Origin of the sequence: Pseudomonas sp. HN8-3 (assembly GCF_020790195.1) — a bacterium.
Classification (GTDB): domain Bacteria; phylum Pseudomonadota; class Gammaproteobacteria; order Pseudomonadales; family Pseudomonadaceae; genus Aquipseudomonas; species Aquipseudomonas synxantha_A.
Genome location: NZ_CP086206.1, coordinates 5,059,195 through 5,072,415, shown reverse-complemented (window position 1 = coordinate 5,072,415; position 13,221 = coordinate 5,059,195). Strand labels below are relative to the sequence as shown.

The following is a 13,221-nucleotide window of genomic DNA, read 5'->3' as shown; positions in this document are numbered from 1 at the left end:
CGGGGCGCGGAGTTTAACAGTTAACCCCGGCCTGCACAGGCCGGGGATTATCCTGAGCGCTATCGGTTCAGGCGTTTGTCGATCAACCCGTCTACGACGCTTGGGTCAGCCAGGGTTGAGGTATCGCCCAGGCTGTCCAGTTCGTTGCAGGCGATCTTGCGCAAGATGCGCCGCATGATCTTTCCGGAGCGGGTTTTCGGCAAGGCAGGCGCCCACTGGATCAGTTCCGGTTTGGCAAAGCTGCCAATTTCCTTGCTGACCAGGTCCAGCAGGTGTTTTTTCAGCGCATCGCTGGGTTCTACGCCGTTCATTGGCGTTACAAAGGCATAGATGCCCTGGCCCTTGACGTCATGGGGATAGCCGACCACAGCGGCTTCAGCGACCTGGTCATGCAGCACTAGGGCGCTTTCGACCTCGGCGGTGCCGATGCGATGGCCGGACACGTTGATCACATCATCGATGCGGCCGGTGATCCAGTAGTCGCCGTCTTCATCGCGGCGCGCGCCGTCGCCGGTGAAGTAGTAGCCGGGATAGGGCTTGAAGTAAGTGTCGATCATACGCTGCGGGTCGCCGTAGACGCTGCGAATCTGCCCCGGCCAGCTTGATTTGATAGCGAGGACGCCGCTGCCGGCGCCGCTGATTTCCTTGCCCTGCTCATCGAGCAGCACCGGTTGTACGCCGAACATCGGCTGTGTCGCGCAGCCCGGCTTGATGCGCTGGGCGCTGACCAGCGGGCTGAGCATGATGCTGCCGGTTTCGGTTTGCCACCAGGTATCGACGATGGGGCAGCGCTGTTCGCCCACCGCATTGAAATACCAGTCCCAGGCCTCCGGGTTGATCGGCTCACCGACACTGCCCAGCAGGCGCAGGCTGGCGCGGGAGGTGCTCTCCAATGGGCCGTGGCCTTCACGCATCAGGGCGCGCAAAGCGGTGGGCGCGGTGTAGAAAATATTCACCTGATGTTTATCGATCACCTGCCAGAAGCGCGAGCTGTCCGGATAACTCGGCACGCCCTCGAACATCAGCGAAGTGGCGCCATTGGCCAGCGGACCGTAGACGATGTAGCTATGCCCGGTAACCCAGCCCACATCGGCGGTGCACCAGAACACTTCGCCCTCTTGGTAGTCGAGTACGTACTTGAAGGTCATCGCCGCTTGCAGCAGGTAGCCGCCAGTGGTGTGCAGCACGCCCTTGGGTTTGCCGGTGCTGCCGGAGGTGTAGAGGATGAACAGCGGATCCTCGGCGTCCATCGGCTCGGGTGGGCAGTTGTCGCTGGCGGCGTCCAGGGCCGCTTGATACTTGAGGTCGCGGCCCTCGTTCCAGTTCACGCTGGCTCCGGTGCGCTCGACCACCAGCACCGTGCTGACGTTCGGGCAACTGGCCAGGGCTTTATCGACATTCTGTTTCAGCGCCACGGGCTTGCCGCCGCGCACGCCTTCGTCGGCGGTTATCACGGTGCGGCAGTCGGCATCGAGAATACGGTCACGCAGGGCGTCAGGCGAAAACCCGCCAAACACCACCGAGTGCACCGCGCCAATTCGCGTGCAGGCCAGCATGGCGTAGGCCGCTTCCGGGATCATCGGCATGTAGATGCACACGCGGTCGCCTTTTTTCACGCCACGGTTTTTCAGCACATTGGCCAGGCGGCTGACGTTTTGATGCAGTTGGCGGTAAGTGATCGTGGAGGATTTTGACGGATCGTCGCCCTCCCAGATGAAGGCCGGCTGATCGGCGCGTTGCGCCAGGTGACGGTCAATGCAGTTGTAGCTGACGTTCAGTTGGCCGCCGGCAAACCATTGGGCGGCACCGGTATTGATGTCTGACTGCTGGACGGTGTGCCACGGTGTTATCCAGTCCAGAAAGCCCTTGGCCTGTTCGGCCCAGAAGGTCTCTGGCTGCTCGATGGATTGGCGATAGAGGCGCTGATAGTCTTCTTGACTGAGTTGCGCAGCCCGGCGGACGGCATCGGCGGTGGGAAACGTGCTGATATCGAACATGAGCGATCCTTATTCTTGTTTTTGCGACAAGTGATAAAGATGCACCCTGTGGTGGGAGGGTTCAAGGCCAACGTCCAAACAGACGTTGGCCTTGAGTGATCAGCATCAGCCGCGGTGACGACCGCGGAAGTAGTTGATCAGGCCCTGGGTCGAAGCGTCCTCGGCTGAGGTTTCTTCGGCGCCCGTCAGGCGGTTGTAAACGCCTTTGCCCAGTTCCTTGCCCAGTTCAACGCCCCATTGGTCAAAAGCGTTGATGCCCCAGACCACGCTCTGCACGAACACCTTGTGCTCATACATCGCCACCAGCGCGCCGAGGCGACGAGGGCTGATGCGTTCGACCACGAGGGTGTTGCTCGGACGGTTGCCCGGGATCACCTTGTGCGGTGCCAGCTTCTGCACTTCCGCTTCCGGCAGGCCCTTTTCACGCAGCTCGGCTTCGGCTTCGCCGCGGGTCTTGCCGAGCATCAGTGCCTGGCTCTGGGACAGGCAGTTGGCGTATAACCACTGGTGGTGATCGGAGACCGGGTTGAAGCTGACGATCGGCACGATGAAGTCGGCCGGGATCAGTTGCGTCCCTTGGTGCAGCAGCTGGTGGTAAGCGTGCTGCCCGTTGCAGCCTACGCCGCCCCAGATCACCGGGCCTGTATCGGTGGACACTGGCGTGCCGTCCTGGCGGACGCTCTTGCCGTTGGATTCCATGTCCAGCTGTTGCAAATGCTTGGTGATGTTACGCAGGTAATGGTCGTACGGCAGGATCGCATGGCTCTGCGCGCCCCAGAAGTTGCCGTACCACACGCCCAGCAAACCCAGCAGCACAGGCATGTTGGCTTCGAACGGCGCGTTCAGGAAGTGCTGGTCCATGGTGTAGGCACCCGACAGCAGTTCCTTGAAGTTGGACATGCCGATGGCCAGGGCGATTGGCAAGCCAATCGCCGACCACAGCGAGTAACGCCCACCTACCCAATCCCACATCGGGAAGATGTTCTCTTCACGAATACCAAAGGCTACGGCCGCCGCGTTGTTGCTCGAAACGGCGATGAAGTGGCGATACAGCTCAGCTTCCGAACCACCCTGGGCCAGGTACCAGGCGCGGGCGGCCTGGGCGTTCTTCAGGGTTTCAAGGGTGTTGAAGGATTTGGACGACACAATGAACAGCGTGGTCTCGGCGCGCAGCTTCATGGTCAGCTCGTGGAACTCGCTGCCGTCGATATTCGCCAGGTAGTGGCAACGCACGCCTTTGTGGGCGTAGGACAACAGCGCTTCGGAGACCAGTTCCGGACCGAGGAACGAACCACCGATGCCGATGTTCACCACGTCGGTGATCGGCTTTTCGGTGTAGCCACGCCACAGGCCGTCGTGGATGCGGCCGACCAGGTCAGTAATCTGGTTCAGCACCTTGTGCACGTCCGGCATGATGTTCACGCCGTTGACCGACAGCTTGTCACCCACCGGGCGGCGCAGGGCGGTATGCAGCGCCGGGCGGCCTTCGGAAGAGTTGACGGGCTCGCCGGCGTACAGCGCATCAATCGCGCCTTTAAGGTTCACTTCCTTGGCCAGGTCCACCAGTAGGTCGCGGGTTTCGCTGGTGATCAGGTTTTTCGAGTAATCGAGGAAAAGTCCGCAGCTGCTCAAGGTAAATTGGGAAAAGCGCTGAGGGTCGGCATTGAACGCTTCGCGCATGCTGAAATCCTGCATGGCTTGGCGATGTTGAACAAGCGCTTGCCAGGCGGGCAGAGCGGTAACGTCATGAGGGGTGCGGTAGTACGCCATCGCTGCGGGTTTCCTTTTATTACAGGGACTGCCTTTAGGACACTTAAAAGCCCGGAACATCCATTCTTGTCTCAACGACTGGGTTCCAGACAGCGCTAACCATAGCGCAGGGCGATTACATTAAACCTAGCGTGTGGATATGTCTTGGCTTTGTCTGCGCTGTGGCCGGTACTTTTTTATACCGGCACAGCCGTCGGGGCAACAGGTGGAGGGTAAAGTGGGGTCAGGCGAGGTTCAGGTGCAGGTTATCGATCAGGCGTGTGGCGCCCAGATACGCGGCGACCAGGATCACCACATCCCGATCTTCAGCCGTGGCCGGGCGCAGATGTACGCCCTGGCGCACTTCCAGGTAGTCCATGCGTAGCCCTGCGGCTTCAATCTGCTGGATTTGCTCGGCGCGAAGCTTGGCGAAATCATGATCACCGTCTTGGATGGCCGTGGCGATCTGGCTGAGGGCGCGGTACAGCACCGGCGCGACCGCACGTTGCTCCTCGGTGAGGTAACCGTTGCGTGATGACAGCGCGAGGCCGTCCGCTGCACGCACGGTGGGTTCGCCGATGATCTGGATCGGCATGTTCAGATCGCGGACCATGGCGCGAATGACCGCCAACTGCTGGTAGTCCTTCTGGCCAAATACGGCCATGTCGGGCTGGACCATGTTGAACAACTTGCTGACCACCGTGGCCACGCCTTCGAAATGCCCTGGGCGGCTGGCGCCGCACAAGCCTTCGGACAGTTGTGGCACGCTGACGCGGGTCTGGCCGTTCATGCCATCGGGGTACATTTCCTCGACAGTGGGGGCGAACAGCAGGTTGCAGCCCGCCTGCAGGAGTTTTTCCTGGTCGGCGGCCAATGTGCGCGGGTATTTATCCAGATCTTCGCCGGCACCGAATTGAAGTGGGTTGACGAAAATGCTCGCCACCACGAAATCTGCCTGCTGCGCGGCCTTGGTCACCAGGGTGGCATGGCCGCTATGCAGGTTGCCCATGGTAGGCACAAAGCCGATGCGTTTGCCGGCGCTGCGGGCGTGGGTCACGGCAGCCCGCAGTTCGCGGACGGTTTTAACGGTGTTCATGCCGAGAATCCGTGTTCAGCGCCTGGGAAAGTCACATTCTTGACTGCGCTGACGTAAGCGCTCAGGGCTGCGTGAATGCTGTCCTGGCCGGCCATGAAGTTCTTCACGAACTTGGGTACGTGACCGCTAATCGACAGGCCGAGCATGTCGTGCAGGACCAGCACCTGACCATCGGTGGCGGAGCCGGCGCCAATGCCGATTACCGGCACTTTGACGGCCTGGGTGATTTCTGCGGCCAGTTCGCTGGGGACGCACTCCAGCACAATCATCGCGGCACCGGCTTGTTCCAGGGCGATGGCATCGGCGCGCATCTGGCGCGCCTGGGCTTCATTGCGACCCTGTACCTTGTAGCCGCCGAGGATGTTCACCGACTGCGGGGTCAGGCCCATGTGTGCACATACCGGTACACCGCGTTCAGCCAGCAGCCGGATCGACTCGGCCAGCCACACGGCGCCTTCGACTTTGACCATGTGGGCGCCGGCCTGCATCAGCTTGCCGGCGTTCTGGAAGGTTTGCTCAAGCGTGGCGTACCCCATGAACGGCAGGTCGGCGATGATCAAGGCGCCGTCGTTGCCACGCTTGACGCTGGCGGTGTGGTAGGCCAGTTCATCCGTGGTCACGGGCAGGGTGCTGTCATTCCCTTGAAGAACCATGCCCAGGGAGTCGCCCACTAACAACACTTCAACCCCGGCCTGGCAACAGGCGTTGGCGAAGGTGGCGTCATAGCAGGTCAGCATGGTGATTTTTTCACCCTTGAGCTTGAGGCTCTGCAAGGTGGTCAGGGTAATGTCTGGCATGAAAAGGGTCCTCGTTCAGGCGCTTGGAAACAGCGAGTAACGCGCGTGAGTCTTCGTTTATACAGGCGCACTGTCTTGAAAGCAGTGCTTATAAGGCCTGGATTGCGCCCTGTAGCGCCGGGTTGGCGGCAGCGGGACGCCTATAGTCGTGAGGAGGACACGGGAAGTCAATTGGATGTGTTACCGCATTGTTACGATGGCGGTGTTACCGCTGTTACTGACGCGATTGCGCAACTTGTGCGCGGTTTACGGCAGCGCAGATCAAATGTGGGAGCTGGCTTGCCTGCGATGGCATCCACGCGGTGTGGCTGATACACCGAGTCGCTTGTATCGCAGGCAAGCCAGCTCCCACATTGACCGAGTCATTCTTGCGGTAAGCGTTCCAGGCCGACGAATGGGCAGGCTGTGAGCAGGGTGCTCAAGCGTTGGCCGTCAGGCAGTTGCAGGTCGGTTGACGCCAATTCAGCCAGCGGATACAGCACAAAGGCGCGCAGATGCATCTGGTAGTGCGGCACCTTGAGGCGCGGTTCGTCGATCAGGCGATCACCGAACAGCAAGATATCCAGATCCAGTGTACGTGGGCCCCAGCGCTCAAGACGTTCGCGGCCCTGGTCATTCTCGATGGCTTGCAGTGCGTCGAGCAGGTCCAGCGGCGCCAGGCTGCTGTCCAGTGCCGCAACCGCGTTGGTGTAGCGCGGTTGGCCCGGGAGCAGGGAGTCACTTTGATAGAAGGCGGACACACCAGCGAGGTGGGTGCCAGGCAGTTGCGCCAGCGCCTCGATCGCGCTGCGCAATTGCTGTTGCGGGGCAGCCAGGTTGCTGCCCATGCCGATGTAGATACGTTCCACGTTTATTCGCCCGCGGCGCCCGAGGCATCGGCACTGCTGCGTTTACGCTTGCTGCCGCTGCGGCGACGCTTTTTCGGCCCTTCACCGGCACCATCGCCTTTGCTGCCAAGCTCACGAATCATTTCGCGACGCTGGCTGTCATTGGCGTCCTGATAGTCAGTCCACCATTCGCCCAGGCCATCGGTCTGCTCACCGGCGCTTTCGCGCAGCAGCAGGAAGTCGTAGCCGGCACGGAAGCGTGGGTTGTCCAGCAGCAGGTCAGCACGCTTACCGCTGCGACGCGGCAAACGTTCCTGCATGTCCCAGATTTCGCGGATCGGCATGGTGAAGCGTTTCGGGATGGCGATGCGTTGGCACTGCTCGGCGATCAGTTCGTGAGCGGCTTCCTGCATGGCCGGGATCGGCGGCATGCCACGGTCCTGCAGGCGCAGTACGCGCTTGGGCAGCGCTGGCCACAGCAGGGCGGCAAACAGGAATGCCGGGGTTACCGGTTTGTTCTGCTTGATGCGCAGGTCGGTGTTGACCAACGCTTCGCTGATCAGCGTGTGGGTGTACGTGGGGTTGTATTCCAGCGCCTCGGCACTGGCCGGGAACAGCGGGTCGAACAACTGCAGGTCGACGAGCATTTCGAAGGTGTCGGCGGCATACCCCGAGAGGAACAACTTGAGCACCTCTTCAAACAGGCGTGCCGAGGGGATTTCCCGCAGCATGGGCGCCAGCTCGCGAATCGGCGCGGCAGTGTGCTTCTCGATACCGAAGTTGAGTTTGGCCGCGAACCGCACGGCGCGCAGCATACGCACCGGATCTTCCTGATAGCGCTGGGTCGGGTCACCGATCAGGCGGATCAGGTTATTGCGAATGTCGTGTACGCCATTGGCGTAATCGAGGATGCGCTCGCTGACCGGATCGTAATAAAGGGCATTGATGGTGAAGTCGCGACGTTGCGCGTCCTCTTCCAGGGTGCCGTAGACGTTATCACGCAGGATGCGCCCGCTCTCGTTGCGGGAAGACTGATTGGTGTCTTCCTCTTCATCGTTTTGCGGGTGGCCGGCGCGGAAGGTCGCAACCTCGATGATTTCGCGACCAAAATGGATATGCACCAGCTTGAAGCGCCGGCCGATGATTCGTGCGTTACGAAACTCGGCGCGCACTTGTTCAGGCGTGGCGCTGGTGGCGACGTCGAAATCCTTGGGCGTGATATTGAGCAGCATGTCGCGTACGCAACCACCCACCAGGTAAGCCTGGTAGCCGGCGTTCTGCAAACGTTCGACGATGTTCACTGCATAACGGCTGAATTGAGCGCGCTGCAACGAATGCTGGCTGCTGTTGAGCACTTCAGGCGTGCTGCGTTTGTGTTGCGTACGACGCAAGGGAGAACGGAATGACTGGAACAACTTCTTCAGCATGGGATGCACTGTTTGAAGGAATGTTCGGCCATAACGAAGAATGACCGCATGATGGGCGGGGATTCTAGCATTTAGTCAGGGGATGGTGTAGGAACAAGCTACAGGCATTGCGCCTTAAGCGTTTTGGAGTCAAATCCCGGAAACTACAAGGGGAGCCGAAGCTCCCCCAGAAGTAGTTGCGTGCTCTATTTTTATTATTGATTTCGGGCTTCTTGTTTTTGTTGATCGCCCTCGCCATGAAGCTTCACCTTCATGACACTCCCAATCGAGAGTCAAGAGCAAACGGATTGCTTTGGTCGCTGTGTTGCTGATCTACGATCCAACCAGTTCAGGCTCTGCCTTAGGGCAGTTTTTGTTGTTCTCGGCCTGGTTGCGGGGCAAGCCCCAAATGCAACGCCTCTCCAAAAGAATCAGTTAGCTGCGCCTCCGCCGTGTTGTTTTTGTTATGCGTGAGTCGATTCGTCTTATTTTTATTGTCTTGTACATAGCTTGTTATTGTTTTTGTACTAAGCATATAGCAGGGTGCGTGCCAACTTTTGTACCGGCCAGCAAAATCAGGGGGTTGAGGTGGTTTTGCAGTTTTCGAGGGCAAAAAAAGCCGGGGCTTCGTTACCGTAAGCCCCGGCTTTTGTTACGTGAAAAGTCAGCGGTAACAGTTTTTTCACATCAACAGGTGTTACCCATGGGGGCGCACCCTCAGCTCTCGCTGGCAACCCCGGTCTTGCGCCGCGGAATGCCCAGGCGCTGGCGCCGCTCCCACAGGCACTTGCGACTCACACCCAGTTTGCGGGCCAATTCGGTCTCGGTCATATGGTCCTGATGTTCCAGGACGAAATGCTGGAAGTAGTCTTCCAGTGACAAATCCTCCGTCGGCTCATGACTGGTATTGCTACCGCCGCCCTGTTGTGGGGCCAGGCCGATGAAGTCATCGTCTTCCAGGTCACTGAGCTCGATATCGATGCCCAAAAGCTCGGCGGAAATCTCCGGGCTTTCCGACAGGATCACCGCGCGCTCCACGGCGTTCTCCAATTCCCGCACGTTACCCGGCCACGAGTAATGCCGGATTGCCTGCTCGGCGTCCGCGGCAAACTTCAGGTCGGTACGGTTGATGCGTGCGCTCTGGCGTAACAGGAACGCACTGGCGATCTCGTTGACGTCGGCGCCGCGCTCGCGCAGGGCCGGCAATTTGAGGGCGATCACGTGCAGGCGGTAATACAAGTCTTCACGGAACTGGCCGATCTTGGCCAGGCTCTTGAGGTCACGGTGCGTCGCTGCAATAAGCCGCACATCAACCTTTTGCGATTGCACCGAACCGACTCGGCGAATCTCGCCTTCCTGCAACACCCGCAACAAGCGCGCCTGGGCTTCCAGTGGCAGTTCGCCGATTTCATCGAGGAACAAGGTTCCGCCGTCCGCCGCTTCAACCAGGCCAGCACGCCCGGCGCTGGCGCCGGTGAACGCGCCTTTCTCGTGACCGAACAGTTCGGACTCGATCAGCGATTCAGGGATTGCCGCGCAGTTCACCGAGATCATCGGTGCCTTGGCGCGCTTGGACAGGTTGTGCAGGGCGCGGGCAACCAGCTCCTTGCCAGTGCCCGACTCGCCCTGGATCAATACATTGGAATCGGTCGGCGCCACTTTGCGGATCTTGCTGTACAGATCCTGCATCGGCGGGCAGGAGCCGATGATGCCGATCTCGCCATTGCTGTTGTCCACACCGGGCTTGTCGGCGCCGTTGGTCGTTTTGCCGGCTGGGCGTTGTTCGGCAGGCGCGCTGCTGGCCGACTGACGGTCACGCAGGATGCGGGCCACGGCTTGGAGCATCTCATCGTGATCGAAAGGCTTGGCGATATAGTCCACCGCGCCCATCTTCATCGAGTCGACCGCCGAGCGCAGGCTGGCGTAGCTGGTCATGATCAGCACCGGGGTGCCTTGGCCCAGCTTGATCAGCTCGGTGCCCGGAGCTCCAGGCAGGCGCAGGTCGCTGACAATCAGGTCGAACGTGGGGATGCTGAACCGCTCCTGGGCTTCCTGCACCGAGCCGGCTTCGCTGACCTGGTACTGATTTCGTTCAAGCAGGCGACGCAAGGCAGAGCGGATAATGGTTTCGTCTTCGACGATCAAAATGTGCGGCATTGATTCAATTCTCTCGACGGTCTCAGTTCACAGCGGACGTCGCTTCGACATGACGCGGCAAGGTCACCCGGATACGGGTGCCGCGTTGGCTTTCGGTGTCAGCCGGGCTGTCGATGGTGATTTGTCCATAATGCTCTTCAACGATGGAATAGACCAGTGCAAGGCCCAGACCGGTACCTTCACCGGGGTCCTTGGTGGTGAAGAAGGGTTCGAACAATCGGTCCATGATGTTCTGTGGGATGCCGCTGCCTTCGTCCTCCACGATCAGGTCGACCGTGTGCTCGAAAGCCTCGCTCTTGACGCGTACAGCGCTGCCGGCCGGCGACGCATCGCGTGCGTTGGACAGCAAGTTGATCAGCACTTGGGCCAGGCGTTGCGAGTCGCCATCGACCCAATGTTCCGGATCACACAGATTAAAGAACTGTACTTCGAAATTGCGCCGATTCAAGGCCAGAAGCCCAATGGCGTCCTGCGCGACCTCGGCCAGACACACCGCTTCGTCCTGGTTTTGATGCGCGCCGGAGTGGGCGAAGCTCATCAGCGACTGCACGATGCGCGAAACGCGCTTGGTCTGTTCAAGGATCTGCCCGCTGATTTCAGTGATTTCACCATCTTCCTCGCGCTCTTCGCGCAGGTTCTGCGCCAGGCAGGCGATACCGGTGATCGGGTTGCCGATTTCGTGGGCCACGCCGGCTGCGAGACGACCAATACTGGCCAGGCGCTCGGAATGCACAAGCTTGTCTTCGAGCATCTGCGTGTCGGTGAGGTCTTCCACCAGCAAAACCAGGCCGCTGTTACCGGGGGCCAGGGGCTCATCAATGGCGGCTTTGTGAAGGTTGAGCCAGCGGGTCTGGCCGTCGAGGGCCAGGTGCTGCTTGTGCAAGTGCTCGTCGGGCAGGTTGATAAACCCCTGAAGCAGTTCTTTCCACGGATCGGCCAGGGTATTGAGGCGCGAACCCACTACCCGCTGCGCGGCGATGCCGGTGAGTTCTTCCATGGCCTTGTTCCACATCAGGATTTCCTGGTCCTTGGCCAGGGAACAGACACCCATCGGCAGTTCCTGCAAGGTCTGGCGGTGGTAACGGCGCAAGGCATCGAGTTCGGCGGCCAGGCCGGTGAGGCGTGAGTGGTAATCCTCCAGCCGGCTTTCGATGAAATGGATGTCTTCGGTCACGTAGTTTTCGCCGCCCGCCTTGTAGGGCAGGAAGGTTTCGACCATGTCCTGGGACACGCTGGGGCCCATCAGGCCGGAGAGGTTGGCCTCGATACGGTCACGCAGACGGCGCAGGGCATAGGGGCGACGCTCGTCGAACGGCAGGTAGAGGTCACGCAGCGCTTGCTCGACCTCCTTTTGCGCCGCCTTGGCGCCCAGAGGCTTGGCCAGTTGCGTGGCAAACTCCTGGGGCGAGGCTGCGTGCAGTTCGCGGCGTTGCGGGCGACGCACGTTGTCCACTGCGCAGGCTTCGGCGGCGCTGGTTTCTTCGGCACTGGCGTTGGTGAACAATGAGATCAGGGTAAACATCAGTACGTTGGCGGCCAGCGAGGCAATGGCCGCCATGTGCCAACTGGTGTCGTCGAGCACGTAAATCATGTTCAGCAACGGGATGTAGAAGCCCTGCAAGTTGCCGACCAGTGGTAGCAACATGGTGACGATCCACACCAGGATCCCCGCCAGCAGCCCTGCGATAAAACCACGGCGGTTGGCGGTCGGCCAGTACAGCACCGACAACACCCCCGGCAGGAACTGCAAGGTGGCGACAAACGCGACAATGCCAAGGTTGGCCAGGTCTTGCCCGGCGCCGAGCAGCAGGTAGAACCCGTAGCCGGCGGTAATGATCGCAACGATCAGCGCGCGGCGGGTCCATTTCAACCAGCGGTAGATATTGCCCTCAGCCGGCGGCTGGTACAGCGGCAGCACCAAGTGGTTGAGTGCCATGCCCGATAGCGCCAGCGTGGTGACAATGATCAATCCACTGGCCGCCGACAAACCGCCGACATACGCCAGCAGTGCCAACGCCGGGCTGTTGGCGGCAATGCCGATGCCCAGGGTGAAATACTCAGGGTTGGTGGTGGCCCCCAGTTTCAGGCCGGCCCACAGGATCAACGGCACCGCCAGGCTCATCAGTAACAGGAACAGCGGCAAACCCCAGCTCGCACTCACCAGTGAGCGTGGGTTGAGGTTTTCGGTGAAGGTCATGTGGTACATGTGCGGCATTACGATCGCCGAGGCGAAGAACACCAACAGCAGCGTGCGCCATGGGCCTTCCTGCAAGGGTGTGTGCAGGGCGGCGAGGGCAGTCTGGTTTTGCAGCAGCCACAGCTCCAGCTGTTGCGGGCCGTCGAACACGCCGTAGAGCGCATACAGGCCGACGCCGCCGATGGCGATCAGCTTGATGACCGACTCAAAGGCAATTGCGAACACCAAACCTTCGTGTTTCTCGCGGGTAGCAATATGGCGCGAGCCGAAGAAAATTGTGAACAGGCTGATCAGTGCACAGAAAGCCAGGGCAACACGGTGTTGCACGGGTTCGCGGGTCAGGATGCTGATGGAGTCTGCCACTGCTTGAATCTGCAGGGCCAGCAACGGCAGTACGCCGATCAGCATGAAAATCGTGGTCAGCGCACCGGCCCAGGTACTGCGAAAGCGGAAGGCAAACAGGTCCGCCAGGGATGATAACTGGTAGGTACGAGTGATTTTCAGGATCGGGTACAGCAACACCGGCGCCAGCAGGAATGCACCGGACACCCCCAGGTAACTGGACAGAAAGCCGTAGCCGTACTGATAGGCCAGGCCCACCGTACCGTAGAACGCCCAGGCGCTGGCGTACACGCCCAGGGACAAGGTGTAGGTCAGCGGATGGCGAATGATCGCCCGCGGAATCATTCCGCGCTCACTGATCCAGGCCACGCCGAACAACGCAGCCAGGTAGGCGGCGCTGATCAGCAGCATCTGGGTGAGGCTAAAGCTCATCGGCATCTTTTTGGCTCTGCAGGATGAAGGTCACGACGATCAGGATCAGCCATAGCAGATAAGGGCGATACCAGGCGCCCGTGGCGTCGATCCACCAATCCATGATGGCGGGGGAGAACAGGTAGATCCCGACGACCAGCAACAGGACCAATCGATAGATGTACATATTGGCCTCTGATTAAAAATCTGCGGCGATGGTAACGGATGGCGGGCAACCTGCA

At 60.2% G+C, this 13,221-nt stretch carries 9 protein-coding genes; all 9 read right to left on the bottom strand.

Going from position 1 to position 13,221, the window contains the following annotated elements:
* Positions 1–59: 59 nt before the first annotated feature.
* The gene (gene acs, locus LJX92_RS22535; RefSeq protein WP_228308970.1) at positions 60–1,997 is read right to left on the bottom strand and encodes an acetate--CoA ligase; all 1,938 of its coding nucleotides are present in this window, start codon (positions 1,995–1,997) and stop codon (positions 60–62) included.
* A gap of 105 nt (positions 1,998–2,102) precedes the next feature.
* Positions 2,103–3,767: a glucose-6-phosphate isomerase gene (gene pgi, locus LJX92_RS22530; RefSeq protein ID WP_032879450.1), complete on the bottom strand. Its 1,665-nt coding sequence runs from the start codon at positions 3,765–3,767 to the stop codon at positions 2,103–2,105.
* A gap of 223 nt (positions 3,768–3,990) precedes the next feature.
* The gene (gene panC / locus LJX92_RS22525; RefSeq protein WP_122734166.1) at positions 3,991–4,842 is read right to left on the bottom strand and encodes a pantoate--beta-alanine ligase; all 852 of its coding nucleotides are present in this window, start codon (positions 4,840–4,842) and stop codon (positions 3,991–3,993) included.
* Entirely contained in the window at positions 4,839–5,639 is an 801-nt protein-coding gene (panB, locus tag LJX92_RS22520; protein ID WP_032879452.1) for a 3-methyl-2-oxobutanoate hydroxymethyltransferase, read from the bottom strand. The genes panC and panB overlap by 4 nt, the downstream gene beginning before the upstream one ends.
* Positions 5,640–6,001: 362 nt before the next feature.
* On the bottom strand, positions 6,002–6,487 hold the full coding sequence (gene folK, locus LJX92_RS22515) for a 2-amino-4-hydroxy-6-hydroxymethyldihydropteridine diphosphokinase (RefSeq protein ID WP_032879453.1): 486 nt from the start codon (positions 6,485–6,487) through the stop codon (positions 6,002–6,004).
* A gap of 2 nt (positions 6,488–6,489) precedes the next feature.
* On the bottom strand, positions 6,490–7,893 hold the full coding sequence (locus tag LJX92_RS22510; protein WP_032879455.1) for a polynucleotide adenylyltransferase PcnB: 1,404 nt from the start codon (positions 7,891–7,893) through the stop codon (positions 6,490–6,492).
* Positions 7,894–8,589: 696 nt separating this feature from the next.
* Positions 8,590–10,029, bottom strand: coding sequence for a sigma-54-dependent transcriptional regulator (locus tag LJX92_RS22505; RefSeq protein WP_228308969.1), 1,440 nt, complete (start codon positions 10,027–10,029; stop codon positions 8,590–8,592).
* Positions 10,030–10,051: 22 nt separating this feature from the next.
* On the bottom strand, positions 10,052–13,006 hold the full coding sequence (locus tag LJX92_RS22500) for a sensor histidine kinase (protein ID WP_005791453.1): 2,955 nt from the start codon (positions 13,004–13,006) through the stop codon (positions 10,052–10,054).
* Complete coding sequence (locus LJX92_RS22495) at positions 12,990–13,166, bottom strand: hypothetical protein (RefSeq protein WP_003176118.1); 177 nt, start codon at positions 13,164–13,166, stop codon at positions 12,990–12,992. The genes LJX92_RS22500 and LJX92_RS22495 overlap by 17 nt, the downstream gene beginning before the upstream one ends.
* Between the last annotated feature and the right edge of the window lie 55 nt (positions 13,167–13,221).

Bases quoted from the DNA above. Each gene is read 5' to 3' on its own strand.
- acs (WP_228308970.1), bottom strand. From the start codon at position 1,997: ATGTTCGATATCAGCACGTTTCCCACCGCCGATGCCGTCCGCCGGGCT.
- pgi (WP_032879450.1), bottom strand. From the start codon at position 3,767: ATGGCGTACTACCGCACCCCTCATGACGTTACCGCTCTGCCCGCCTGG.
- panC (WP_122734166.1), bottom strand. From the start codon at position 4,842: ATGAACACCGTTAAAACCGTCCGCGAACTGCGGGCTGCCGTGACCCAC.
- panB (WP_032879452.1), bottom strand. From the start codon at position 5,639: ATGCCAGACATTACCCTGACCACCTTGCAGAGCCTCAAGCTCAAGGGT.
- LJX92_RS22510 (WP_032879455.1), bottom strand. From the start codon at position 7,893: ATGCTGAAGAAGTTGTTCCAGTCATTCCGTTCTCCCTTGCGTCGTACG.
- LJX92_RS22505 (WP_228308969.1), bottom strand. From the start codon at position 10,029: ATGCCGCACATTTTGATCGTCGAAGACGAAACCATTATCCGCTCTGCC.
- LJX92_RS22500 (WP_005791453.1), bottom strand. From the start codon at position 13,006: ATGCCGATGAGCTTTAGCCTCACCCAGATGCTGCTGATCAGCGCCGCC.
- LJX92_RS22495 (WP_003176118.1), bottom strand. From the start codon at position 13,166: ATGTACATCTATCGATTGGTCCTGTTGCTGGTCGTCGGGATCTACCTG.